Below are 24047 nucleotides of genomic sequence, written 5' to 3'. Positions count from 1 at the left end.
CACGAAGAAGGTGGGGCGTCGGAGGGGGTCAGCCGGCGAAGCCGCGCCAGCGGCCGGCGCCGGGGTGCACCGGCTGGCGGATGGCGCGCTGGCCCTGCTGCCAGGCGCTCCGGTGTTGTACGGGAGCCGCCCGACGCTCGTCGGATTCCTCCCACAACAGCCCACGGATGACGGCGCTCACCGCCGACACCTCGACGTCGCTGACATGTCCGGTGACGAAAATGAGCTCTGAGGGCTCGAACTCTGAGGGCTTGGGCATTAGAGGGGGATGTTTCCGTGCTTCTTGGCGGGCAGGGTGGCCCGTTTGGTACGCAGGGCGCGCAGGGCCTTGACGACCGACACGCGCGTGGCGGCGGGCTCGATGATGCCGTCGAGCTCCCCGCGCTCCGCGGCCAGAAACGGGCTGGCCACATTGTAGGTGTACTCGTTGGCCAGGCGGGTGCGCACGGCGGCGACGTCTTCGCCGGCCTGCTCGGCCGCCTTGATCTCGGCACGGTAGAGAATGTTCACGGCGCCCTGGCCGCCCATGACGGCGATCTCCGCGGTCGGCCAGGCCAGGTTGGTGTCGGCACCGAGCTGCTTGGACCCCATCACGATGTACGCGCCGCCGTAGGCCTTGCGCAGAATGACGGTGACGAGCGGCACGGTGGCTTCGGCGTAGGCGTAGAGCAGCTTCGCCCCGCGACGGATGATGCCGGTCCATTCCTGGTCGGTGCCCGGTAGAAAACCGGGCACGTCGACCAGGGTGAGGATGGGAATGGAGAACGCATCGCAGAACCGCACGAACCGTGAGGCCTTCTCACCGGCCTCGATGTTCAGCGTGCCCGCCATGGCGTTGGGTTGGTTGGCGACGATGCCGATCGAGCGGCCCTCGACCCTGGCGAAGCCCACGACGATGTTCGGGGCGTACAACGGCTGCGTCTCGAGAAACTCGCCGCGGTCCACGATGTGCTCGATGACCGTTTTCACGTCGTAGGGCTGGTTGGGGGAGTCGGGGATGATCGTGTTGAGCCGACGGTCAGCATCCGTTGTCTCAAGCTCCACCTCGCTGTCGAACACCGGCAGCTCGGCCAGGTTGTTGTCGGGCAGGTAGCTCAGCAGTGCGCGGGCAAAGTCGAGCGCGTCGGGCTCATCGCTCGCGAGGTAGTGCGATACCCCGGAGACCTTGTTGTGGGTGAGGGCGCCGCCGAGCTCCTCCATGCCGACGTCTTCACCGGTGACGGTTTTGATCACGTCGGGGCCGGTGACGAACATCTGGCTGGTCTTGTCGACCATGATCACGAAGTCGGTCAGCGCCGGAGAGTAGACCGCGCCGCCGGCGGCCGGGCCGCAGATGATCGAGATCTGCGGGATGACGCCCGAGGCTGCCGTGTTGCGGCGAAAGATTTCGCCGTACTTGCCGAGGGCCACAACGCCCTCCTGAATGCGCGCTCCGCCGGAGTCGAGAATGCCGATGATCGGCACTCCCGTCTTCAGGGCGAGGTCCATCACCTTGATGATCTTCTCGCCGGCGACCTCGCCGAGCGAACCGCCGAAGATCGTGAAGTCCTGGGAGTACACGGCCACCTGGCGGCCGTGAATCGTGCCGGTTCCGGTGACGACGGCGTCGCCATACGGACGCTTCTTTTCCATGCCGAAGGCCACGGTGCGGTGCCGCACGAACTCGTCGAGCTCCACGAAAGAACCCTGGTCGAGCAGCAGGTCGACGCGCTCGCGGGCGGTCATCTTGCCCTTGGCGTGCTGCTTCTCGATGGCGGTGGCCCCGCTGGCGGTCACAGCCTCGTGATAGCGCAGCTTGAGGTCGGCGAGTTTTCCCGCCGTCGTATACAGGTCGGGTGCCGCGGCGGGCGTCTTGTCAGTCACCGTTTCACTCTACCGGCACCCCCCGACCGCTCCTCGTTGACGATGTTCTACAACTTTGCCCCGCAACACTGGTTCTTTCCCCCTCCGTCGGGTCCTTCGGACTGCAGAAACCGGACTTCCCCGTGCATAACTCCTGCAATTTCTTCAGAAACTGCCCGAAATAGGTGTTTTGAGGCCAGATTCGAGAGAATTGCAGGAGTTATGCACACGAGAGGGTAGGTACGATGGATTTTTCGCTCAGCCGCAACGAGGTGAGCCGGTTCGAATACCGTGCCGAGGCCTCCTCCACCAACGATGTGCTCAAAGATCTCGCCAGTGCTGTTGGTTTACCTGAGGCGGATGCCGCAGCCTGGCCCGACCTCTCGGTGGTCGTCACCGACAACCAGACTCACGGGCGTGGCCGGCTCGGTCGTGTCTGGTTGGCCCCGACGGGCAAAGCCCTGGCCATCTCCGTACTCATTCGCCCGGAGTTACCGCCGCACAGCCTCGGCTGGTTCCCCCTCCTGGCCGGCGCCGCCATGACCCGGGCCGTGCGCACCATCGTTGAGGTCTGCACGCCGCCGGTGCACGACGTAAATCTTAAAGAGGCCGAGGATCCCCGCCACGACACGACCCTGAAGTGGCCCAACGACGTGCTCATCGACGGCTACAAGGTGTGCGGCATCCTGTGCGAACTCCTGCCCGACGGCAAGGGCATCGTCATCGGCGCCGGCCTCAACCTCTCGCTCGATGAACACAACCTGCCCACCCTCACCTCGACCTCGCTCCTGCTAGTCACCCGCACCGCGCCCGACCCGGACGCAGTACTCGCCGCCTACCTGCACGAGCTCGTCACCCTGTATCGGGCCTTCGTCGAAGCCGGCGGTGACGCACAGAAGAGCGGTCTCCACGAGGAAGTGTCGAGACTCTGCGGCACCCTCGGCAGCGTCGTGCGGGTGGAACTGCCCGGCGGAGTCGACCTGGTCGGCACCGCCACCGGCATCGACGCTGAGGGCCGCCTGAAAGTCGTCAACCAGTCCGATGGCGAAGAACGGTCTGTCGCCGCCGGCGATGTCACCCACCTGAGGTATTAATAGAAGTAATGAAACCGAAGAAGACAGAGACCAACGAGACCGAACCCTCCGGCTACGCCCGGGAGAGTCGGCCGGAGGAGGTCGTCGCCCGCTTGCGCCCGCACGCCCGGGTGCTGCTCTGGCCCACCCTGCTGCTCTTCGCCCTGGCCGGCGCCACCGGTTACTTCGCCGGCAACCTGCCCGAACCCTGGCAGAACGCGGCCCTGCTGCCGGGCGCCATCGTGCTGGCCGTGCTGGGCTGGCTGCTGCCGCTCGCCGCCTGGCTGACCAAGCGCTACACGATCACCACCCGGCGCATCATCTTTCGCCACGGATTCTTCGTGCGCACCCGGCAAGAACTGCTGCACAGCCGCGGCTACGACGTGAGCGTGCGGCAGAACTGGCTGCAGGCCGGGTTCCACTCGGGCACGGTGCTGATCAATTCGGGGCTGGAGCATCCGCTCATCTTGAAAGACATCCCCAACGTCGACCTGGTGCAGAGCGTGCTGCACGACCTGATGGAGCAGTCGGTGACCGTCATGGGTTCCCGCCGGCAGGAGCAGTCGGCGCACGCCGACGAGTCAGCGTTCTGGGGCCGCCGCTAGCGCAATCGCGCCACTGCGAGTGTCCGCATGGGCAACGGATGCCGACGCGCCGCTGCGACTCGGCGCAAACACCCAGTAGCGATACAGCGTGAAGCGAAACACCGAGCCCAGAAAAAGACCCACCACGTTGCCGGCGATGTTGTCGGCGAGAACGCTGGTGTAGCCGAGCACATAGTGGCTGAACCACAGGCATCCGATGCCGATGCCCATACCGACCAGGCTCACCGCGAGAAACTCCAGGCCCTCGCGTGCCGTATGGTTTTGGCGATTCTTCCTGAAGGTCCAGTGCCGGTTACCGAGCCAGTTCACCAGAATAGCCAGCACGGTCGAGATGATCTTGGCGTAGATGGGGCCGGCGTGCACGTCGGCCGAGTCGAGCACTGTGGTGCGCAGCAGGTTGAAGACGGTGAAGTCCACCACGAAGCCGAGGGCGCCGACGGTGCCGAACTTCAGGCCCTGGCTCAGAAAATTGAGCAGGCGCTGCTTCAGTGTCATCGACATGCGTCCGTCCGCCGTTCGGTAAAGTGGCACTAGGAATGCATTGAAGTCTCGCAGTCTACGGCGTGCGGAATTCTCCGGGCTGAGTATTAACGTGCGTTTAGCTGAACGCTTGCATAGAAAATGGTGAACAGATGGCTTTGACCGTCGGTGTGATTGGCGCGGGCCAGCTGGCCCGCATGATGATTCCCGCGGCCGTGAACCTCGGCATCGACCTCAAGGTACTCGCCGAGGCCGACGGTATGTCCGCCGACCTGGCCGCCGTCAGCGTCGGCGACTACCGCGACCTGCCCACGGTGCTGGCCTTCGCGAAGACCGTCGACGTGATCACCTTTGACCACGAGCACGTACCGCAGGAGATTCTGCGCGAGCTCGTCAGCGCCGGCGTCAAAGTGCATCCCGGCCCCGACGCGCTGCTGTACGCGCAAGACAAACTGCTCATGCGCGAGAAGCTGGCCGAGCTGGGCCTGCCCGTACCCGATTGGGCGCGCATAACAGATACCGCCGGCCTCGCCGAATTTCTGCAGGCGCACGGCGGCCGCGCCGTTGTGAAGACCGCCCGCGGCGGCTACGACGGCAAGGGCGTGCGCGTCGTCAGCCACGAACACGACGTTGACGACTGGTTTCTGGCGCTCGCCGAGGACGGCAACGGCGGCGCCCTGCTGGTCGAAGAGCTCGTGCACTTCAGCCGGGAACTCGCCCAGGTTGTCGCGCGCCGCCCGAGCGGTGAGATCGCGGTCTGGCCGGTGGTGGAGACCGTGCAGAAAGACGGTGTCTGCGCCGAGGTGATCGCGCCGGCGCCGCAGTCTGCAGGCCGCCTCGCCGACGTCGCCACCGATATCGCCGTCGCCGTGGCCGAAGGCATCGGCGTCACCGGGGTGCTCGCCGTCGAACTGTTTCAGACCACGGATGAGCGCCTCCTCATTAACGAGCTCGCCATGCGTCCGCACAACAGCGGCCACTGGTCGATTGACGGCAGCACGACGAGCCAGTTCGAGCAGCACCTGCGGGCCGTGCTCGACCTGCCGCTCGGGGCGACGGGCGCCCGCGACCCGTGGACGGTCATGGTCAACATCTTCGGCGGGCCCTCGGAAGGCTCGCTCGGTGACCGGTATCAGAGCGCCCTCGCGGCGCATCCGCTGGTGAAAGTTCACAACTACGGGAAGGCGTCACGGCCTGGCCGAAAGGTCGGCCACGTCACCGCGGGCGGCGACGATCTCGACGAAGTTGCCTACCAGGCGCGTGCCACTGCACAAATCTTGCAGTCTTGAGCAATAGGATCATCTGCGTGCCAGACAACATCGAGCCTTCCGCTGTGCCCATAAACGCTGTGCCCATTAACAGTGTGCCCGTGAACTCCAGCGCGCCGCTCGTCGGCCTGGTCATGGGCAGCGACTCCGACTTCACCGTCATGAGTGCCGCCGCGCAGACCCTCAAGGACTTCGGGGTGGCGCACGAGGTGCAGGTCGTCTCTGCGCACCGCACCCCCGAGAAGATGCTCGACTATGGCCGCAACGCGCAGGCCCGTGGCCTCAAGGTGATCATCGCTGGAGCCGGAGGAGCAGCGCACCTGCCCGGTATGCTCGCCGCCATGACCACGCTGCCCGTGGTCGGGGTTCCTGTTCCGCTCGGACTGCTCGACGGCCTCGACTCGCTGCTGTCGATCGTGCAGATGCCGGCCGGCGTGCCGGTCGCGACCGTGTCGATCGGCGGGGCCAAGAACGCCGCGCTCATCGCGATCAAGATTCTCGCCACGAGCGATGACGCGCTGCGCGTAAAGCTCGAAGACTATTCCGTCGCACTCGCCGACCTGGTCGAGCAGAAGAACCGGGACCTCCAAGAGCGATTATGAGCAGTGTGACTGACCCGATCCGGCACCCGAATTCCGGCTCCACGCGCATCATGACGACGCGTGCGTGGTGGTTGGTCGTACTCAATTTCGTTCTGCCCGGTTCGGCGCAGGTACTCGCCGGCAATCGACGACTCGGCCGGTTCGGCCTCGGCGCCACGCTCATCCTGGTGGCCTCGGCAATCGTCGCCGGGGCTGTCTACCTGTTCTGGCCCGAGGCCGTGCTCACGGTGTTCACGAGCACGATCGGCCTCTGGGCCGCCGCCGCAGTGCTCGCGTTCTACGCGCTCACCTGGCTCGTGCTCACCGTCAACACCCTCAGCCTGATCAACCTGCTGAAAGCCGCGCCCGGCGCCCGCCCGCTGATCGCCGCCTTCTCCGCAGCCCTCATGGTCGTCGTTTGCGGCACGGCTGGCTATGGCGCCTTCGTCGCAACCTCGGCGAGCGGATTCCTCTCCTCCGTCTTCGTCGCCGGTCCGAGTGAACCGCCGGTCAATGGCCGCTACAACATCCTGCTGCTCGGCGGGGACGCTGGCGCCGACCGGGACGGCCTGCGCCCCGACAGCCTCTCCGTGGTCAGCATCGACGCCACGACCGGCCAGGCCACGACCATCAGCCTGCCGCGCAACCTCGAGGACGTGCCGTTCTCGGCCGGTTCCTCCCTTGGCGCGCTGTACCCCGAGGGATACGGTTCGATTGACGGATGCGACGTGTCGGCGTGCATGCTTAACTCCATTTTCACCGAAGCCGAGCTCAAACGCCCCGAGTATTACCCGAACGCGGTGGCCGAAGGCAGCTCCCCGGGTATTCAGGCCACCCTCGAGGCGGCGCAAGGAATCACCGGTCTGACGATTCAGTACTTCGTGCTCATCGACATGCAGGGGTTCTCCGACCTCATCGACGCCCTCGGTGGCGTTGACATCGACGTGCAAAACCGGGTGCCGGTACACACCGACGAGACATTCAGCGAAGTGTTGTTCTGGTTTGAGCCGGGCCTGCAGCACATGGACGGCTACCACGCCCTCTGGTACGCCCGCTCCCGCCACGGCACGAGCGACTACGACCGCATGCAACGCCAGACCCAGATGCAGGAAGCCCTCCTCGCGCAGGCCAGCCCCGCCAACGTGCTCACCAAGTTTCAGGGAGTGGCCGCCGCCGGCACCCGCGTCGTGAAAACGGACGTGCCGCAGGGAATGCTCGGCTACTTCGTGAACCTGGCCGCCAAGACCAAGGAGCTGCCGGTCGTGTCGGTGCCCCTGATCCCCGAAAACGGCGTCGACCCCGAGAACCCCGACTACGTCGCCATCACCGCAATGATCGCCGCAGCCCTGGCCCCCTCGCCCACCGCCACGCCCGCCCCGTAGTCCAGCCCCGCGCGTCGCGATGAACCTGCGCCAGTGCGCGGGAGTTACTTCCTGGCCAGAACTCCAGCGCAACGCGTCGCGCTGGACTTGCGCCGCTGCGCCCCAGTTGCGCCTCCCGCGCAGCGACGCATCTCCCGCGCAGCGCGCAAGCGGATGCCGCCCAGCGAGTCAAGCCGCCCCGCGCCGCCGCCTACTCCGCCCCACTGCGCCGAAACGAGAACTTCTTGTGCCCGAAGAAGCTCAGCAGAGTCGTCGCCACGAGAATGACCAGCTGGGCCAGCAACGGCGGTACCAGCAGTACCTCAACAAGCAGCGGCAGCGCAGCCGCGTTGATACCGATCGCCACCAGGTAGACGCTGACGAACCGGACAAAGTCCCGCAGCACGTGGCCACGCACCACAAACACGAATCGTCGGTACAGCACGAAGGCCAGGGAAATGCCAACCACGTACGAGAGAGCGAGGCTCAGCAGATAGCCGAGGTAGACATCCGCGAAGACCCAGAGTGTGAATGCCGAGAAGACCAAGTACCCGACGAGCGTATTTGTCGCGCCGACCGCGAGAAACCGCACACGCTGGTCCTGTAGAAAGCTCCCCATGGCCTACAGATCCGCGTGCAGCTGCCAGACGCGCTCGGCCGAGTCCCGCCAGCTGAACGCCCGCGAGCGGTCCTGACCGAAGACGCTCATGCGTCCCCGCAGCACGCTGTCGCCGAGCACCCGGTTCACCGCGTCGACGAGCCGCGAGGGATATTCCTTCGCGTTCGATCGCTCCACTGCGACGCCGGCGTCTCCGGCCGCTTCGAGCAGTGCTGGGGCGTCGGAGTGCACGACCGGGGTGCCGAGATGGAACGCCTCAATGATCGGCAGGGCGAAGCCTTCTTCCAGGCTCGGATGCACAAACACGCTGGCCCGGGCAATAACAACGGCCAGGTCGGAGTCGCTCAGCCCCGACAGCGCGCGAACGCGTCCCGGCTCGAGCCCGGCTTCATCGGCGACCGAGGCCAGGTCGAGCTCGCCCCAGGTGTCCGGGCCGAGCACGATCAGCGGCAGGTCCGGCGCGCCCGGCAGACCGAGCGCCGTGATCAGCGCCGTGACCGCCTTGCGCGGGTCGAGCGACCCCGAGGTCAGAATGTACTGCGACGGCAGGCCCAGCGCCTGTAGGCGCTCTTCCACGAGGGGAATGGCCGGCAGCACGAGCCCCCGACCCACGGCGCCGCCGATCACGCGCACCCGGTCACCGAGGTCCATGATCTCGGTCAGCTGGTTCGCCACGGCGTGGCTCGGCACGACAATGGCGTCGGCGTGCTTGCGGGCGCGCTTGAGCATGCTCTTGGTCCAGGCCACGGTTGTCGGCGTCAACGATGACGGATGCGTCCAGGCCAGCACGTCGTGCAGGGTCACCGCAATCTGGGTGCCGTCTACGGCCCGATCGTGGCGGCGCAGCGGGGCCAGTAATCCCGGCGCATGAATCAGGCCAGTGCCCGACGACGCGGTCACGCCAAGCGCCCAGGCCGTGGCCAGCTCGCGGCGGGCCAGCGTCGTCTTGAACAGGCTCGCCAGACCGGGCAGCGCGGCCTCAATGAGTTCATACTGTGCGGGCGGTGAGGACGAGACGATGCCCTCCACCGCGCATTCGGCCGGAGCGGTCGCAATTAGCGCGCGGGTGAGTTCCTCGGTGTAGAGCCCGACGCCGCCCGGAACCGGCGCGACCATCTGGTCGACGACTACCCGCAGAGTGATCATGCTGTCTCGAAGACTCCCGCGGCGAAAGCTTCGGCCTGGGCCGACTGCCAGCTGCGCATCGGCTCGAGCCCGGCGGCCGCCCAGTTGGCGTGGCCGAGCACCGAGTACGCGGGCCTGGGCGCCGGCAGCACGAAGGCCGAGCTGTCGGTCGGCAGCACGCGTTCCGGGTCAAGTCCGGCCAGGGCGAACACGTCGCGGGCCTGGTCGAACTTCGACGCCACCCCGGAGTTCGTGCCGTGGTAGATGCCGGCGGGCGCGTCGGAGTCGAGCAGCAGCACGATCTGCGCGGCGAGGTCGACCGTCCAGGTGGGCTGGCCGACCTGGTCGTTGACGACGTTCAGCGTGTCGCGCGTGCCGGCAGCCTTGAGCATGGTCTTGGCGAAGTTCGGACCGTTCTTGCCGTACAGCCAGGCCGTGCGCACGATGTAGCTGCGGGCGCCGTTCTCGGAGAGTACGAAGTCTTCACCGGCGGCCTTGGTGCGACCATAGGCTGAGATCGGGCGGTGCGGCGTGTTCTCCGCGTACGGCGTGGTCGCACTCCCGTCGAACACGTAGTCCGTCGAGATCTGCACGAGCTTCGCCCGCAAAGCGGATGCTGCCAGCGCGAGATTGCGCGGCCCCACCGCGTTCACGGCGTAGGCCGCGTCTTCGTTTGTTTCGGCGTCGTCGACCTTGGTGTACGCGGCGCAATTGATGATGACGTCGTGCCCGGCGACGGCGGCCGTGACCGCAGCCAAATCGGTCACATCGAGGTCGCTCCGGCAGAGCGCCGTCACCTCGCGACCGGCCAACGCCGTCTGCAGGTCGCGCCCCAGCATGCCGGTGGCCCCGGTGATCAGATAACGGGCCATGCTACTTCAGCGCCGCCCGAGCCTTGAGCGGTTCCCACCACTGGCGGTTGTCTCGGTACCACTGCACGACGTCGGCGAGTCCCTGCTCAAACGGAACCTCGGGCGCGTAGCCGAGCTCGGCCTGAATCTTTGAGATGTCGACCGAGTAGCGCAGGTCGTGGCCGAGGCGGTCGGCGACGCGGTCGACGTATGACCAGTCCTTGCCGGTCGAGTCGAGCAGCAGCTGGGTGAGCTCCTTGTTGGTGAGTTCGGTGCCGCCGCCGATGTTGTAGATTTCGCCGGCGCGACCGCCGACGAGCACCATGGCGATCGCCCGGGTGTGGTCGTCAACGTGAAGCCAGTCGCGAATGTTGTTGCCCTCGCCGTAGAGAGGAACATGCAGGTCATCGATCAGGTTGCTGACGAACAGCGGAATGACCTTTTCGGGAAAGTGGTACGGGCCGTAGTTGTTCGAGCAGCGCGTGATCGACACGTTGAGGCCGTGCGTGCGGTGGTAGCTGCGGGCGAGCAGGTCACTGCCCGCCTTCGACGCGCTGTAGGGGGAGTTGGGCTCCAGCGCCCGCTCCTCGTTCCAGGAACCTTCGGCGATCGAGCCGTAGACCTCGTCGGTGGAGACGTGCACGAACCGGGCCAGCTTGTGGCGGAGAGCCGCGTCGAGCAGCTGCTGGGTGCCCAGCACGTTGGTCTCCACGAAGATGGTCGAGTCCATCACCGAGCGGTCCACGTGGCTTTCGGCGGCGAAGTGCACGACCGCATCGAGCCCGGGAAAGAGTGTGTCGAGAAGTTTGCCGTCGCGAATGTCGCCGTGCACAAAGGAGTAGCGGGGCGAGTCGGCGATCGGGGCGAGGTTTTCGAGGTTGCCCGAGTAGGTCAGTGCGTCGAGCACGACAACCTCGGCGCCTTCGAGGCCCGGGTACTTGTCTTCAATCGTGCGTCGAACAAAGTTGGAGCCGATAAAACCGGCGCCGCCGGTGACGAGGATCTTCATATAGGAGTAACCGTTCCGTTCGCTTCAATGGCCTCCGCGATTCTACCGGACGCCCATTGGTAGACTCCGAACGTGCAGATTCGCGAACTCTCTATCCCCGATTCCTACGAGATCACGCCCAAGCAGTTCGGTGACGACCGGGGAGTCTTTCTCGAGTGGTACCGGTTTGACAAGCTCGAAGAGAGAGTCGGGCACAAGCTCGACCTCGCTCAAGCGAACACTTCCGTGTCAAAGCGTGGTTCGGTGCGCGGCATCCACTTTGCGGATGTCCCGCCCAGCCAGGCGAAATACGTCACCGCGGTGCACGGCGCCGTGCTCGACTACATCATCGACATTCGCGTCGGCTCACCCACGTTCGGTCAGTGGGACAGCGTGCTCCTCGACGACACCGACCGGCGCGCGGTCTACATCGCCGAGGGTCTCGGCCACTGCTTCGTCGCGCTCACCGACAACGCCACCGTGAGCTATCTCGTGAACAGCACCTTCAGCCCGGGGCGCGAACACGGCATCAACCCGCTCGACCAGGAGGTCGGCCTGGTCTTTCCGCCCGAAGCCGGTGAACTGCTGCTGTCTCCCAAAGACACGGATGCCCCCACTCTCGCAGCCGCCGCTGCCGCCGGCCTGCTCCCCACCTGGGACGCCGCCCGCGCCTACTACGCCACCTTGAACGACAGGAACTAACACTTATGCGCGGAATCATTCTCGCCGGCGGCTCGGGCACGCGCCTGTGGCCGATCACCAAGGGCATCTCCAAGCAGCTCATGCCCATCTACGACAAGCCGATGATCTATTACCCCTTGTCCACGCTGATGATGGCTGACATCAAAGAGATTCTCATCATCACCACGCCCGAATACAATGAACAGTTCCGTGCGTTGCTCGGCGACGGATCTGATCTCGGTATCCGCATCGAGTATGCCGTCCAGGCCTCGCCGGACGGCTTGGCTCAGGCGTTTATCATCGGTGAAGAGTTCATTGGCGATCACAGCGTTGCTCTGGTGCTCGGCGACAATATCTTCCACGGCGCCGGGCTTGGCGCGTCCCTGCGCGGAAATGCCGAGATCGAGGGTGCGCGAATCTTCGCGTACCACGTCAGCAATCCCACGTCCTATGGTGTCGTGGAATTTGATGAGTCGATGACGGCAATCTCCATCGAGGAGAAGCCGACGAAGCCCAAAAGCAATTACGCCGTGCCCGGTCTTTATTTCTACGACAACTCGGTCGTCGAGATCGCCAAGACCATCGAACCGAGTGCGCGCGGCGAGCTGGAGATCAGCACGATCAACGAGCGCTACCTGGACAAGGGCACCCTGCACGTCCAGGTTCTTGATCGCGGTACGGCGTGGCTGGACACAGGCACGTTTGAGTCAATGATGCAGGCTTCAGAATACGTGCGGGTCATTGAAGACCGCCAAGGCTTCAAGGTCGGTTGCATTGAGGAGATCGCCTGGCGTGCGGGTTGGATATCGGATGCGCAACTCGCGGTACTCGCCGCGCCACTCCTCAAGAGCGGCTACGGACGCTACCTCGCCGGCCTGGTCGAATAGCCGCGTCAGACTGAGGGGAAGGTTCATTGATTCAGCCGCGATCCTCACGAGTATCGTTGAAACGATCTGCGGGAATCGACGCCCTTCGAGTCGCCAGCATCGCGTCCGTCATCTTTGCTCACGTATACACCGGACCGCTCACACACCAGTGGATTTACGCTTGGCACGTACCGCTCTTTTTCATCCTGACCGGCTATTTCTGGACCCCCGGCCGTGCCTGGGTGAGCGATATTCGGATCCGAGCTCGATCTCTTGTGGTCCCTTACGCGGGATGGTTCGTCGTAGTGTCTGCAGTTTTCCTGGCGATTACTGCCTTGTCTGGTCGGGCTACTCTGAATTCACTTCTGCCAGCTCTAATGGGCGGATCACACGCGCAGGGTCCGTTTGGTACCTTTTGGTTTGTGTCTGTGCTCTTCTTTACGGTCGTGCTCTATCGAGCGATAGAGCGTGTACCCAACAGCCTGCAGATCGTGGTGGCAATAGGTGGTCTCGGCCTCGCCTACTTCGATGGAGAGTTCCTGGCGGGGATGCCGTTCGGAATTGGTTTGGCTGTTCCGTGCCTTGCTTTCGTTCTCGCGGGCCGCTTGCTGCAGGTTATTGAGCCACGGTTGACCAATCCGCTGGTCATCGGAATACTGCTCGTATTTTCAGCCGGAGTTGCCATTGCCTCTATTCCGCAGCAATTTGTCGACCTGAAAGTTGGATTGTTTGGCACTCCGGGAGTCGGCGTGGCGATCGCCGTGGCCGCGGGAACAGGAATGATCCTGATTGCTCGACGCTTTCCGCTGGGCACACACGTCTCTAAACTGGCCATTCGTCTTGGCGTAGTTGGTATCGCCGTAGTGCTGGCTCATCCAGTCGTGATTTGGGCCTTTAGGACCCACGACGTCATGCCGAAGTGGACGCTTCTCGCCGCAGTTGTCCTGCCGTGGACAGTGGCCATGCTGTTGACATTGACGCCCCTTTCAGCGCTACTCGTTGGCACGAAGAAGGATGCGTCAAGGAGGGCCAGGAAGAGCGCAGCTTCGGAGCATTTTCGTGAACAATATACGACTAGTCCAGGTAAGTCGTCGGGAAATGCGTCCCACTGACCTCGCAAAATACTTGAGATCGCGACAGTCGATGCTGCCGTGCGCAGAACTCAGCTTGGGCGATTATCTGTTGGTCCACCGAGTGTCCTTGCGAGGTAGAAGGCGCGTCAGCAGACACCAGGGTGCAGATAGGTGAAGAACTCGTCCTTGAGCTCCCGCAGAGCATGGTACTGATTCGTCTCCTCGAGCACCGCGGTGATTTGTGCGGAGGACTTGCGAATCGTCCAGCCGTGCGTGTGCGCGTAGTGGGACATCCACTGGTCCTCGAGCATGAAATACCGAACCGGAATCGTGAAAAAGGCAAGATCTTCAACAATTGCCAGGTCGACGGCTGCGCCGCCCGTGCCTCCATAGTCGGCAGTATCGCCGGGTTCCAGCTCGGAGCGATTCCAGTGCGAACCGTGGTTGCGAAAGGCCCACCAGGAATTGATGGAGTGTGCCTCGTAGCCGGCCAGTGAGTCTTCAACGAATGTCTCACTCAGGTCCTGGTCGTCATCCACCATGATGAAGGGACCGCGCACCCCCTGCTCCCACAATGTTCTGGCGACGACGAACCGTGCCATCCCGCCGATGTTGATCGGGTTGGAGTGCAATTCGATGGAGTCGAGGGCTCCACTGAGTTGAAATTCGTGCACACGTATACGGTAATGTTCCGCATCTTCTGGGGCGTTATTCCACAGGATGACGCGGAGGTTGCGTTTCGTGGCCTGCCGAGCAAAACTCTCGAGCATTGTATCGATGCGCTGGGAGCGGTTCCACAGACACATGACGATGGGCAATGCGGTCGACGCGATAGTGCCATTTGTTGTTGCTAGCGGGAGTCCTCGCTTGAGCAGGCGATTGACCTCGCGCAGACGCATTGCGTTGTGCCCCAGGTCGCTGAGGCGAACCGATTCTGCACGAATACGCGTCAGGACTCTTCGCGGCACGGCGGCTGCGGTGCTGATTTGGCCTTTGTTTTCTGCGATTCCGTCGACCAAACGCACGATTCGGCGCGCTCTGAACCGATTTATGAGCTCTTCAAGAACCGCCTGAGTGTCTTCCTGGATAAGTATCTGGCTGTCGCGATCAAGCAGCGCCTGCTCGAGTTCAGCGCGGAGCTTCGCGTCCTCGGATGCCGTGGACTGCAGATCCTCGATCTTCTGAGTTGCGGCACGCAGCTGCTCCTCGCCCAACGCGATGGACGCGCCGAGGCGTCTGTTCCAATTCTCGAACTCAGGTTCAAACATGACATCTGTTGAGGAGAAGACTTCGAGGGCGGATAGCCGGTCATCGACCTCGTAGGTGCCGTCCGCCAACCCGACTTCGACTTGGTCCGGGGTCGGATGGCGCAGAAGGTAGAACGGGAGAAGCACATCTTCTTTGAGTCGACGGTAATCCCTCATTCCGTGGTGATTGGGGCTAGGGTTCAGCTTCGGATTTGCTTCGTAAGCGCGTCCCGCATTGTCCACTTTGCGGCGGTATTGCTCCCATGATCGCCAAGGAAGATGGAGCACCTCGATAGCCCACTCGGGGGCAGGTTCGCCGCTACTAGCCAGATTTACGAAATGGTTGCCTTGAGCAACTTCAATCTCTGCGTATCCGACATGCACGGCATTCGGCGTGGAATGTGCCAGGAGCCCGGTCCTCATGATTTCCCGCTCAGATCGATGATCCCTCAAATGCAGGCGCCCGAACTGTGACCCCGAGGCCGCCGCCAGGCCTGTCATATCCGTGACAGGAGCCAAGAACGATTGAATCGACTTGGGTATGTGCGAGAGCGCTTCGTGAAGGGTGATGGCGTCATTCACGGGCACCCAGAACTCATCAGCGTCGGCATTGATTACCCAGTCTGCCTGGTGGTCTGCGTATGCCTCACGAGCCATGCTCGTCACCGTCGAATGCTGCTGTTTCATGTGAACGGGATCGTCGTGCAGCACTAGGTGGCCCGCGCTTCGGTGTGTTTCAAGGATTTCCCGCGTGCCGTCGACGGAACCATTATCGGTCGCGATTATCAGATCAACACCTTGTGCCAAGTGATGCTGGATCATTGCCTCGATGATGTCCGCCTCATCACGTACCATCACGGTCAGAACAAGCTTCATGTCCGTTCTCTCCTACTCACTCGATTGACAACCAGCGCGCGAATGTCTAGACCGAGGGAAAGAATTGTTCGTACTGGCCATAAGACAACGCCTGGGTAGCGCTTTGCAAGAAAACGTTTGGCGCTTTTGTGGTGGGCGGTAAGCATGGTGGTCGCCTCGGTGGCCGTAGAGTGCGCGCCTGAGTGTGTGACCAAAGCCGCTGGCTGGTAGACATTATTAAGACCAAGCTTGCTGAGTCGATACCCGAGATCGACGTCTTCGAAGTACATGAAGAAGTCTTCGTCAAACCCGCCTATTGCGGTGAAGGCCGAACGCCTCACTAGGAGGCAAGCGCCGGATAGCCAGCCGACGTTCGCTCGAGGTGACGTCATTTGAGCGTCATTCTTATAAGCGGCGCTCCACGGGTTCGACTTCCAGATGTCGGCCAGGAGGGCGTGTCCGATTCCATTTCGCAGTGAAGGGATAGATCGCGCGGATGGATACACCTCGCCAAGCGCGGTCAGGATCGCTGGGCCGACTGCACCGATAAGCGGATCAGAATCTCCCGCAACTACCAACAAGTCGAGTGCGTTCTTGCTAAAGGTGACGTCGGGATTGCAAATCAGAATCCATTCGACAGATGCCGGCAAAGTTCGTGCGGCCGCATTGATAGCGCCGCCGTATCCGGCGTTCGACGGCATAGCGAGGTACTTCGCTCCAAATAGATGGACGATCTCTTCCACCGGTGAGTCAACGTATGCTTTGTTATCGGCGAGAACGGTGATGATGTCTTGGTTCGACGCTTCCCTCAACGTTTCGAAGAATGGCGTGAGCACGCCTTCAGAGCCGTAACTCACGGTGATCACGGCAACTCGGGATTCAGTGGAGCCGGGGGGCATCGAATTCGTATCGGTCATAACTGTTGTGGCTACACGCCCGCTATAGCTTCAAAGGTCATGTCCGTGCGTAATGGCCCCCAGGTGCCGCCGTGGTTATTCACGCTGAACGACGCCGCATCAGTGACGCGCGCGATTTCTTGCCCCTGCGTTCCCATGAGGGCGACGGTGACGCCGTATTCACCCGAACCGAATGGTGCATGTGGCAGGGTAAATCGAGCTACGCAGGTTCCAAGGAGTTCGCCCAGCCCTACGTCGAGGCTCGTGGAGGTTGCTCCCGTTACCAGCTGGCCGAGAGGATTGTTGATGTGTAGCCCAACACTCCAGGACGCGAGGCGTTTCGGTGCCTCAATCTCTACCTCAACGACGATGTCATCGCCGGTGTCGAAAGTGGGTCGCTGCTCGCCCGCGCTATTCGTTACCCTTGCGCCCTTGATACGTCCAAGCTCTACGTTGGCCATGGCCGCTTTCAGCCGGTCGTCCTTCAAGGAATCCAGTTCAATGGAGGTGGCGAAGCCCGAACGCAATACGGAAACAGCGTCGAACGGATCGCCGTCAAAGACGACGCTCCCCTTCGCCAGCACGATCGCACGACTGCACATGCTGGTGATCTGGCTGAGCGTATGACTTACCAGAACAATGGTTCGTCCCTCGGCTTGGAAGGCGCGGATTTTGTCGAGGCACTTCTTCTGAAACGCCTCATCGCCGACCGCCAACACTTCATCGACGAGGAGTAAGTCCGGGTCGACGTGAACGGCGACGGCAAAAGCAAGTCGAACGTACATGCCGCTCGAGTAAAATTTCACCTGAGTGTCGATGAATTCACCGATGCCAGAGAACTCTAGGATTTCTTCGAAATGCGTTTCTGTTTGCCGACGTGAAAGACCCATAATCGAGGCATTCAGATATACGTTCTCCCGACCGGTCAGGTCAGGGTGGAAACCGGCGCCCAGCTCCAAGAGTGCGGCCATCTGGCCTCGTCTCTGGACGCTCCCCGTGGTCGGTTGTATTATCCCGCCGATAGCTTTGAGAAGCGTGCTCTTGCCCGACCCATTCGGTCCGATCAAACCGATCGTAGTACCGGCCTCAATTTCCAGATCTACGTGCTTGAGGGCAAAGAAGTCTTCTTTGAACTTGGCGCCTCGTCCTACATTGAGGATGCGTTCCTTAATGCTGTTATCTTTCCTGATAACGAAACGCTTCGAGACGTCGTTTACTCTGACGATCGGCACAACGGCCGCGGTGGTCATGGTCATTAAAGCTCCTGCGCGAAGTTGCCCTGAAGCTTGCTGAAAGCACGCTGAGCGAAAAGTAGGAAGATCAGCCCGATGACGCCTGCGATTAGCATGCGTCCAGCGAGGAAGCCGGGTGTATCGCCTCCGCTGGCCTCGGTCCAGAACGCCTCTTGGAAGCCGAGCACCGCTAGGGTCACCGGATTGTTCATGTAAATCTCGAGTGCCCATGCGGGGATAGCGGCCTTGACGAAGATCCACGAATAGACGATGGGTGAAGCCCACATGAGCAGCAAAATAATCACGTCAACGAGATAGGCGACGTCGCGCAGATACACGTTGTACGCGGAAAGGAGGATTGCCAGCGCACCGGCATAGACAAGAACGAGCACGAGTGCAGCTGCGCCGAAGAGCAAGTTCGGGCCGAACTGGAGCGTTCCTGCGAAAACAGAAACGACGAGCAAAATTCCCAGCTGAATCATGAAGTTGAAGAGTGAGGAACCGATCGTCGCCAGCGGGAAGATTTCGCGCGGGAGATACACCTTCTTCACGAGTCCCGCGTTGGCGATGATAGCGCCGGTTCCGGTCGAAACTATCTCACTGAACAAGGTGTAAATCGTAAGGCCGGCAAAGATGTAGATAGCAAAATTATCGATGGAGCGGGCTGCACCCAGAAATTTCCCGACGACTACGTAGTAGATCAGAAGCTGTGTCAGCGGCCGGGCAAGACTCCACATGAAACCCAGGGCGCTGTCTTTGTACCGGGCTTTGAGTTCGCGGCGAGTAAGCATGCCGAGCAATTCGCGGTGTGACCAAATGTCCCGAACGGACGCAACGGTCCCGTGAACGAGAGTGCTCCGCGTTCCAACGTCCAGCCAAGCCATCTGCTCGAGCCGGGCTTTGCGCTCGGGTGAAGACGTTTGAGGGCCGGTCATGTAGTTCTCCAGTAATGATGGGGGCTCGGCAAAGGACGACTTGCTGCCGTGAGAGACAATACAGCACTGATCTCATCGCTGACCGGGTTCGCGCGTCGCGGCAGGGACTTTGGGCGCTCAGGGGCCTCAGCTATGGTTGAACGCAGAATCCGCTGAGATCGACATCCGGTGGAACTTAGACCCGTTTGTGCACCGAATGGCACTGGCATGGAGACTTGACTGTATGAGCGCTTGGAAATCAAAAATCGCGGGTGGTGTGCGCAAGGCACTTCCCCTCAACTCTGGTCCGCGCCTCTTTGCTGCGGCGACGTATTACAGCATCAAGGATGCTGGAACCTTCTCTCGAAATGCTCGAGCCAACTTTGTGCGCGCTGCGAGTGCCTCCCGAACATCCGAACTCGATTACCGGGCTTGGCGAAAGCTGAACGAGGTGCACGGTGCCGGAGCCGAAGGAAGTGCCACCAAGACTTCGTTCGCTGTCATCGTCGAGGTAGCGGCTGCAGGGGCGGTGGGGGATGTCAAACGCACCCGAGACAGCATCGCTGCCCAGATTGGTGCGTCCGGTCGTATTGCGGCTCTGCGATCCGGATCGGCGCTCAGCGAGATCCTTTGCGCTGTAGACGAGGACTTTGTCCTATTTCTGCGCGCCGGGTCTGAGCTCTCTCCGCACGCCCTCGCCGAGGTGGCGAAGAAGCATCGCATTGACCCCGCCTTGGAGCTGGTTGTCTTCGACTCCGATGTGCGCGGGCACCTCGGTCCGGTTGATCCGCATTTCCGGCCCCAATGGTCCCCGGACGTACTCCTCGGGGCAAACTACATTGACCGCTCCTTTGCCATCAAGGCGTCAGCGCTTCCCGCCACTGCGGGCGTGTTACTGAATGATCGGGGCATCTGGGAGTTGCTGCTCTCGTCGCAGACAACGGAACGCACGGCCGGCAACCTATCGCACGTGCTCCTGACGGAACCGCAGGCCCCACAACGCCGTGCCGCGACATCGGATGCGGAGATGGTCCAGCGGGTTCTCAACCACCAGGGTGAAGGAGCGACGGCGACGGCTGTCGGCGGCGTCGTGCGCGTGCTCTTTGAACCGACGAGGTGGCCGACCGTATCGATTGTGATTCCCACACGCCACTCGCGCTCTAATTTGGGAAGGCTCCTACCGAGTCTTGCTCGCACGGACTACCCGGGCTTCGATGTGCGCATCGTGGACAATGGCGGTGAAAGCGAAGACAACGCGGCCTGGTATCGCGAACAGTCCGCGGATCTTAATCTCGCCGTGCAGTGGTGGACCGAGGCGCCCTTCAACTACTCGCGGGTCAACAACGCTGCCGTTCGGGAAACAAACGGCGAGATCGTTGTCATGCTCAACGACGACACGGAGATCGTTGATGCCCTGTGGTTGAAAGAGATGGTCGGGCTCCTGCTGCGCGACGGTGTAGGCACGGTCGGCGTCCAGCACCGCCAAGCTGATGGTCTGATTCAGCACGGCGGCGTCATGATCGGCCCGGGTGGCTTCGCAGACAATATTTTCGCGAGCATGAAACCAGACTCCGACACGCTAATCGGCCGCACGTCCTGGTACCGCGATGCGCTGGCCGTGACCGGTGCCTGTGTTGCGATTCGTCGAACCGACTTCGAAGACGTCGGGGGACTGGACGAAGCCTTCATCCTCTGCGGAAGCGATGTCGTACTGGGTCTCGACCAGATCATTCGTGGACGACGAAATGTTGTCGTTCCCTTTGACACCGTCCGCCACTTCGAGTCGCTCACGAGGGGAACCTCGGTGCCCGCCGAGGACTTCTACGCCAGCTACTGGCGGTACCACCCGTGGCTGCAGGGGGGAGACCCATATATGTCGCCGAACGTCTCTCGGCTGAGTCCCGTGCCTCGGTTTAAGGACCCCAGGGACGAGGATCCCATCAAGTTGGCCTTAGAAGTTCTCGGTCGTTCGTTCATCAAGCACGCGCAGAGCTCATCGATCTCCGAGGAAGCGTCGGCCCTGCTGGGCACGGCTTCGATTTCGGCGGAGGAGGTCGCGGCCGTTCATCAACTTCACAAAGACTTCTCCGGTGAACTCGACATCAAGACGATCAACTGGTTCATTCCTGACATCGACATGCCGTTCTTCGGTGGTTTGAACACTGCATTTCGGCTCGCGGCCAAGCTCGCTCGAGATCAGGGAATTCAGAATCGGTTCGTCGTACTGGCCGCACCTAATCGAGCCTTCGTGGCCTCTGCCCTGACAGCGGCATTCCCGGACCTCGCAGACTCGGAGATCTCGTTTTATGACGGTTCCGACGAACAGATCGCTGCGATACCCGGAGCGGACGCAGCAGTGGCGACCCTCTGGCTCACCGCCATCCACGTGGCCAAATCCCCTGACGTCAAACGCAAGTTCTACCTCATGCAGGACTATGAGCCCGCTTTCTACCCGGCGAGCACTCTGTTCGCGATGGCAGAGGAAAGCTACCGGCTCGGTCTGTATGGAATCTGCAACACCGTCAGCATGCACAGTATCTACACGGGCATGTACGGCGGACAAGCGACCTACTTCACGCCAGCAGTCGATCAGTCCATTTATCACGCTGAAGGGCGTCGCGAGAAGTCCGCAAATGAACCTGTCACGATTTTTGCCTATGCACGCGATCACTTTCGGAACTGCTGGGAGCTCGTTTACAGCGCTCTGACAGAGATCAAGCGAATCCACGGCGACGATGTTCGAATCGTCGCGGCCGGCGCGCGCTATCTACCCGCGAGCGCCGACTTCATCGACCTGGGCCTGCTCGACTACCGAGCGACCGGCCGGCTGTATCGGGAAACCGATATTGGCCTGACCATGCAGATTTCCCGGCACCCGTCCTATCTCCCGCTGGAGCTGATGAGCAGTGGTGTGCCGATGGTGGCGCCCGACAGCGCGTGGTTCGACTGGCTCTTCACGAATGGAGAGAACTCCCTCTTGACGATGAGGACCTTGGACGACCTGGTGGAGAAACTCGACACCCTGGTTCGAGACAAGCAGCTACGTACGGAACTCTCAGCCCGTGCGTTGTCGACAATTGCGTCCGGTCACTCGGACTGGAATGCGGCGCTGGATAATATCCACGGCTACATGGCGAACCCCGGCTTGTAGGGAATTTTCCAGGAGGAAAGGTAACTTGATTTTTTCCCATCCGATTTCTGGGACAAGTAGGGTTACTGTTAATAAACTGTGTGCCGTTAACGTTTCCTCTTGTCGTGTGAACTTGAACTGATCGTTGCGAGTCCGCAATCTCCATGAACGGCAAGTTAGGCACACAATGCGGACAAAAATGCTTCGACGGTCGATTGCAGCGATTGTGAGTGTCTTCGTCGTGAGTTCACTGTTGCAAGTAGCGCAGACACCCCAGAGCGCTACTGCTCTCTCCGGGGCGGATTTTCAAGCCGGAAATATTATTTCCGATCAGAACTTCTTCGATTCAGGCGCCTTGACCGAGAGCCAGATTCAAACTTTCCTGCAAAGTCAGCCGTGCACTCCCCTCAACGGCGTTCCTTGCTTGAAGGACTTCACGCAGTCCACGCCAACGGTCGCCGCCGTAGGAGGTACGCACTGTAAGGCCTATTCCGGTGGAACGAATGAACGCGCAAGCAGGATTATTGCGAAGGTAGCGGCGGCGTGCCAAATAAATCCCAAGGCACTTCTGGTGCTTCTCCAAAAAGAGCAATCCCTGGTCACCCGCCCGAGCGCGTACGGGTACCAGAGAGCAATGGGTTGGGGGTGCCCGGACTCAGGGCCCAACTACAGTGCAAATTGTGACGCCAATTTCTTTGGGTTCTTCAACCAGACGTACAAGTCGGCCTGGCAATTTCGTCAATACACCGAGTACCCGGTCAACATTCCGGGAGGTGGCACGCGGGCGTACCGCATTGGAACGGTCTACATTCAGAACAATCCCAATCCCGCGTGTGGTGGCTCCAACGTCACGATTGAGAACCAGGCCACGGCAAACCTGTACCTCTACACGCCCTATCAGCCCAACGCGGCCGCGCTGGCAAACTTGAAGGGGACTGGTGACCAGTGCAGTTCCTACGGGAATAGAAACTTCTGGCAGCAGTACACTGACTGGTTCGGTCCTACAACCGGCCACTCGCTATCGCCCGTCGGAAACGTTGAGATCGCCACAGCGTCGGTCGCCTCAGCAACATTCAGGGGTTGGGCCTTCGACCCCGAGATCCCGGGACCCATTGCCGTTCACCTATACCTCAACGGCCAATGGGGTGGGGCATTCGACGCGTCAGTTCCGCGCCAAGACATTGCACAGGCCTATCCGAGTTACGGCAGCAATCATGGATTTGCCTTCTCTGTGCCGTTGGCCGTGGGTGCGGGATCTGTTGAAGCCTGCTTGTATGCCATTAACGTTGGAGCCGGAAGCAATCAACTTCTGGCCTGCGAGACAGTCACAACGCCGACTGGATCTCCCTTGGGCTCGCTCGATTCGGCCACTCTGGGCGGGGGCAACGTCGTCCTTTCCGGTTGGGTCATTGATCCTGACTCCCCGGCCTCAACGACCGTCCATGCTTACGTCAATGGTGCGTGGGGCGGGGCATTCCCGGCGGACGGTGTTCGCGCTGACGTGGGGCGCGCCTACCCGGGGTATGGCTCAAATCACGGATTTTCGGCAAACGTCAATGTCGGAGTTGGGACGAGCAATATCTGTGTCTACGGAATCAACATCGGCGGCGGTGACAACAAGCTGATTGAGTGCAAGAGCGTTTCGACGGGCAGCGGACCGCCGATAGGGAACATCGAATCGGCCACCGCTTCTGCGGGTCGCGCTACCCTCAATGGATGGGCACTAGACCCGGATTCTCCGGCTTCAATTGACGTGCACGCCTACGTGAACGGCCAGTGGGGCGGAAGTTTCACAGCAAACGTCTCCCGGGCTGACGTCGGCCGCGCATATCCCGGCTACGGGGATACCCATGGCTTCAGCGCGAACCTTCCCGTGCCCGGAGGCACCAGCAAGGTCTGCCTTTATGGAATCAATGTGCAGCAGGGCTACAACTCGAGCCTGGGCTGTTCGCAGGTCTACAACCCGAGTGGTTCACCATTCGGAAACTTTGAGTCTGCTCTCACCGGTTCCGATGGTACGACGACGATTTCTGGCTGGTCGATCGATCCCGACACAACGTTGCCGGTCGACGTCCACGTCTATTTCAATGGTCAGTGGGGCGGGAGCTTTACGGCAGATGCGGCGAGGGGAGATGTCAGCAACGCTTTCCCGGCCTTCGGGCCGGAACACGGGTTTAGCATTCCTGTCACACTCGATCGCGGGTCCAACCAAATTTGCCTGTATTCGATCAGCGTTGGAGCGGGTGCCAACCAAGATATGGGGTGCAAAACCGTGCTGAAGTAGGCCTCGCCCTGCCCATGTGAAGGCTCTCTTCGCGGCAATTGCTAGACTCGCCGAGCACTATCCGACCATTGAAGGG

Annotated in this window: 21 protein-coding genes; 10 read left to right on the top strand and 11 right to left on the bottom strand. The window is 61.7% G+C overall.

The genetic code is table 11. The features are described from left to right. Positions 1 to 28: 28 nt before the first annotated feature. Positions 29 to 259 (bottom strand): acyl-CoA carboxylase subunit epsilon, encoded by a 231-nt coding sequence (locus E3T31_RS15430; protein ID WP_134470004.1) that lies wholly within the window; start codon positions 257 to 259, stop codon positions 29 to 31. Continuing rightward, complete coding sequence (locus E3T31_RS15425; protein WP_134470002.1) at positions 259 to 1863, bottom strand: acyl-CoA carboxylase subunit beta; 1605 nt, start codon at positions 1861 to 1863, stop codon at positions 259 to 261. The genes E3T31_RS15430 and E3T31_RS15425 overlap by 1 nt, the downstream gene beginning before the upstream one ends. Before the next feature lie 224 nt (positions 1864 to 2087). Here E3T31_RS15425 and E3T31_RS15420 point away from each other — a divergent pair, with 224 nt between their 5' ends. Then, on the top strand, positions 2088 to 2936 hold the full coding sequence (locus E3T31_RS15420) for a biotin--[acetyl-CoA-carboxylase] ligase (protein ID WP_134470000.1): 849 nt from the start codon (positions 2088 to 2090) through the stop codon (positions 2934 to 2936). 8 nt (positions 2937 to 2944) lie between these two features. After that, positions 2945 to 3520: a PH domain-containing protein gene (locus E3T31_RS15415; RefSeq protein WP_134443740.1), complete on the top strand. Its 576-nt coding sequence runs from the start codon at positions 2945 to 2947 to the stop codon at positions 3518 to 3520. On the opposite strand, the gene E3T31_RS15410 is transcribed toward E3T31_RS15415, so the two are convergent. Beyond that, a complete protein-coding gene (locus E3T31_RS15410) occupies positions 3497 to 4021 on the bottom strand; it encodes a GtrA family protein (protein ID WP_241978038.1) in 525 nt (174 codons plus the stop codon). The two genes, E3T31_RS15415 and E3T31_RS15410, sit on opposite strands and share 24 nt — an antisense overlap. A gap of 131 nt (positions 4022 to 4152) precedes the next feature. Between E3T31_RS15410 and E3T31_RS15405 the strand changes: the two genes are divergently transcribed. From E3T31_RS15405 to E3T31_RS15395, 3 genes are all read left to right on the top strand, one after another. Beyond that, entirely contained in the window at positions 4153 to 5289 is a 1137-nt protein-coding gene (locus E3T31_RS15405) for a 5-(carboxyamino)imidazole ribonucleotide synthase (RefSeq protein ID WP_134469998.1), read from the top strand. Positions 5290 to 5402: 113 nt separating this feature from the next. Continuing rightward, on the top strand, positions 5403 to 5870 hold the full coding sequence (purE, locus tag E3T31_RS15400) for a 5-(carboxyamino)imidazole ribonucleotide mutase (RefSeq protein ID WP_092452378.1): 468 nt from the start codon (positions 5403 to 5405) through the stop codon (positions 5868 to 5870). A gap of 50 nt (positions 5871 to 5920) precedes the next feature. Continuing rightward, positions 5921 to 7231, top strand: a complete 1311-nt coding sequence (locus E3T31_RS15395) for an LCP family protein (protein ID WP_134470165.1) — start codon at positions 5921 to 5923, stop codon at positions 7229 to 7231. Between the two features lie 190 nt (positions 7232 to 7421). Here E3T31_RS15395 and E3T31_RS15390 read toward each other — a convergent pair whose 3' ends face one another. From E3T31_RS15390 to rfbB, 4 genes are read right to left on the bottom strand one after another with little or no spacing between them, the layout of a single operon-like run. Then, a complete protein-coding gene (locus tag E3T31_RS15390; RefSeq protein ID WP_241978037.1) occupies positions 7422 to 7802 on the bottom strand; it encodes a GtrA family protein in 381 nt (126 codons plus the stop codon). Positions 7803 to 7832: 30 nt separating this feature from the next. Next, a complete protein-coding gene (locus E3T31_RS15385; RefSeq protein ID WP_134469995.1) occupies positions 7833 to 8975 on the bottom strand; it encodes a glycosyltransferase family 1 protein in 1143 nt (380 codons plus the stop codon). Then, positions 8972 to 9826 (bottom strand): dTDP-4-dehydrorhamnose reductase, encoded by an 855-nt coding sequence (gene rfbD, locus E3T31_RS15380; protein ID WP_134469993.1) that lies wholly within the window; start codon positions 9824 to 9826, stop codon positions 8972 to 8974. The genes E3T31_RS15385 and rfbD overlap by 4 nt, the downstream gene beginning before the upstream one ends. Before the next feature lies 1 nt (position 9827). Beyond that, a complete protein-coding gene (rfbB, locus tag E3T31_RS15375; protein WP_134469991.1) occupies positions 9828 to 10814 on the bottom strand; it encodes a dTDP-glucose 4,6-dehydratase in 987 nt (328 codons plus the stop codon). A 72-nt stretch (positions 10815 to 10886) separates the two neighbouring features. Here rfbB and E3T31_RS15370 point away from each other — a divergent pair, with 72 nt between their 5' ends. From E3T31_RS15370 to E3T31_RS15360, 3 genes are read left to right on the top strand one after another with little or no spacing between them, the layout of a single operon-like run. Then, on the top strand, positions 10887 to 11495 hold the full coding sequence (locus tag E3T31_RS15370) for a dTDP-4-dehydrorhamnose 3,5-epimerase family protein (RefSeq protein WP_134469989.1): 609 nt from the start codon (positions 10887 to 10889) through the stop codon (positions 11493 to 11495). A 5-nt stretch (positions 11496 to 11500) separates the two neighbouring features. Further along, the gene (gene rfbA / locus E3T31_RS15365) at positions 11501 to 12361 is read left to right on the top strand and encodes a glucose-1-phosphate thymidylyltransferase RfbA (RefSeq protein ID WP_134469987.1); all 861 of its coding nucleotides are present in this window, start codon (positions 11501 to 11503) and stop codon (positions 12359 to 12361) included. 56 nt (positions 12362 to 12417) lie between these two features. After that, positions 12418 to 13452: an acyltransferase family protein gene (locus E3T31_RS15360; protein WP_166788532.1), complete on the top strand. Its 1035-nt coding sequence runs from the start codon at positions 12418 to 12420 to the stop codon at positions 13450 to 13452. A gap of 107 nt (positions 13453 to 13559) precedes the next feature. On the opposite strand, the gene E3T31_RS15355 is transcribed toward E3T31_RS15360, so the two are convergent. Genes E3T31_RS15355 through E3T31_RS15340 form a run of 4 tightly spaced genes read right to left on the bottom strand, consistent with a single transcriptional unit; the run spans position 13560 to position 18578 of the window. Further along, positions 13560 to 15536 carry a glycosyltransferase family 2 protein gene (locus tag E3T31_RS15355; RefSeq protein WP_241978036.1) on the bottom strand — a complete coding sequence of 659 codons (1977 nt, stop codon included), beginning with the start codon at positions 15534 to 15536 and terminating at the stop codon, positions 13560 to 13562. Continuing rightward, positions 15533 to 16432 carry a glycosyltransferase family 2 protein gene (locus E3T31_RS15350; RefSeq protein WP_134469983.1) on the bottom strand — a complete coding sequence of 300 codons (900 nt, stop codon included), beginning with the start codon at positions 16430 to 16432 and terminating at the stop codon, positions 15533 to 15535. The genes E3T31_RS15355 and E3T31_RS15350 overlap by 4 nt, the downstream gene beginning before the upstream one ends. 11 nt (positions 16433 to 16443) lie before the next feature. Further along, complete coding sequence (locus tag E3T31_RS15345; protein ID WP_134469981.1) at positions 16444 to 17667, bottom strand: ABC transporter ATP-binding protein; 1224 nt, start codon at positions 17665 to 17667, stop codon at positions 16444 to 16446. Further along, complete coding sequence (locus E3T31_RS15340) at positions 17667 to 18578, bottom strand: ABC transporter permease (protein WP_134469979.1); 912 nt, start codon at positions 18576 to 18578, stop codon at positions 17667 to 17669. Before E3T31_RS15340 ends, E3T31_RS15345 begins: the two co-directional genes overlap by 1 nt. Positions 18579 to 18801: 223 nt before the next feature. Here E3T31_RS15340 and E3T31_RS15335 point away from each other — a divergent pair, with 223 nt between their 5' ends. Both E3T31_RS15335 and E3T31_RS15330 read left to right on the top strand, forming a co-directional pair. Further along, complete coding sequence (locus E3T31_RS15335; protein WP_166788531.1) at positions 18802 to 21708, top strand: glycosyltransferase; 2907 nt, start codon at positions 18802 to 18804, stop codon at positions 21706 to 21708. A 205-nt stretch (positions 21709 to 21913) separates the two neighbouring features. Further along, the gene (locus tag E3T31_RS15330; protein WP_206750325.1) at positions 21914 to 23971 is read left to right on the top strand and encodes a hypothetical protein; all 2058 of its coding nucleotides are present in this window, start codon (positions 21914 to 21916) and stop codon (positions 23969 to 23971) included. Positions 23972 to 24047: the final 76 nt, after the last annotated feature.

Source organism: Cryobacterium sp. TMS1-13-1, from assembly GCF_004403125.1.
In the GTDB taxonomy this organism is placed as follows: Bacteria; Actinomycetota; Actinomycetes; order Actinomycetales; family Microbacteriaceae; genus Cryobacterium; species Cryobacterium levicorallinum.
Note: the sequence above shows the minus strand (reverse complement) of the source record. Positions and strands in the feature narration are given on the sequence as shown.

What these genes read in the sequence shown, in the direction of transcription:
- E3T31_RS15430 (WP_134470004.1), bottom strand. Translation starts at nt 259, where the DNA reads ATGCCCAAGCCCTCAGAGTTCGAGCCCTCAGAGCTCATTTTCGTCACC.
- E3T31_RS15420 (WP_134470000.1), top strand. Translation starts at nt 2,088, where the DNA reads ATGGATTTTTCGCTCAGCCGCAACGAGGTGAGCCGGTTCGAATACCGT.
- E3T31_RS15415 (WP_134443740.1), top strand. Translation starts at nt 2,945, where the DNA reads ATGAAACCGAAGAAGACAGAGACCAACGAGACCGAACCCTCCGGCTAC.
- E3T31_RS15410 (WP_241978038.1), bottom strand. Translation starts at nt 4,021, where the DNA reads ATGTCGATGACACTGAAGCAGCGCCTGCTCAATTTTCTGAGCCAGGGC.
- E3T31_RS15405 (WP_134469998.1), top strand. Translation starts at nt 4,153, where the DNA reads ATGGCTTTGACCGTCGGTGTGATTGGCGCGGGCCAGCTGGCCCGCATG.
- purE (WP_092452378.1), top strand. Translation starts at nt 5,403, where the DNA reads ATGGGCAGCGACTCCGACTTCACCGTCATGAGTGCCGCCGCGCAGACC.
- E3T31_RS15395 (WP_134470165.1), top strand. Translation starts at nt 5,921, where the DNA reads ATGACGACGCGTGCGTGGTGGTTGGTCGTACTCAATTTCGTTCTGCCC.
- E3T31_RS15385 (WP_134469995.1), bottom strand. Translation starts at nt 8,975, where the DNA reads ATGATCACTCTGCGGGTAGTCGTCGACCAGATGGTCGCGCCGGTTCCG.
- rfbD (WP_134469993.1), bottom strand. Translation starts at nt 9,826, where the DNA reads ATGGCCCGTTATCTGATCACCGGGGCCACCGGCATGCTGGGGCGCGAC.
- rfbB (WP_134469991.1), bottom strand. Translation starts at nt 10,814, where the DNA reads ATGAAGATCCTCGTCACCGGCGGCGCCGGTTTTATCGGCTCCAACTTT.
- rfbA (WP_134469987.1), top strand. Translation starts at nt 11,501, where the DNA reads ATGCGCGGAATCATTCTCGCCGGCGGCTCGGGCACGCGCCTGTGGCCG.
- E3T31_RS15355 (WP_241978036.1), bottom strand. Translation starts at nt 15,536, where the DNA reads ATGAAGCTTGTTCTGACCGTGATGGTACGTGATGAGGCGGACATCATC.
- E3T31_RS15350 (WP_134469983.1), bottom strand. Translation starts at nt 16,432, where the DNA reads ATGACCGATACGAATTCGATGCCCCCCGGCTCCACTGAATCCCGAGTT.
- E3T31_RS15345 (WP_134469981.1), bottom strand. Translation starts at nt 17,667, where the DNA reads ATGACCATGACCACCGCGGCCGTTGTGCCGATCGTCAGAGTAAACGAC.
- E3T31_RS15340 (WP_134469979.1), bottom strand. Translation starts at nt 18,578, where the DNA reads ATGACCGGCCCTCAAACGTCTTCACCCGAGCGCAAAGCCCGGCTCGAG.
- E3T31_RS15335 (WP_166788531.1), top strand. Translation starts at nt 18,802, where the DNA reads ATGAGCGCTTGGAAATCAAAAATCGCGGGTGGTGTGCGCAAGGCACTT.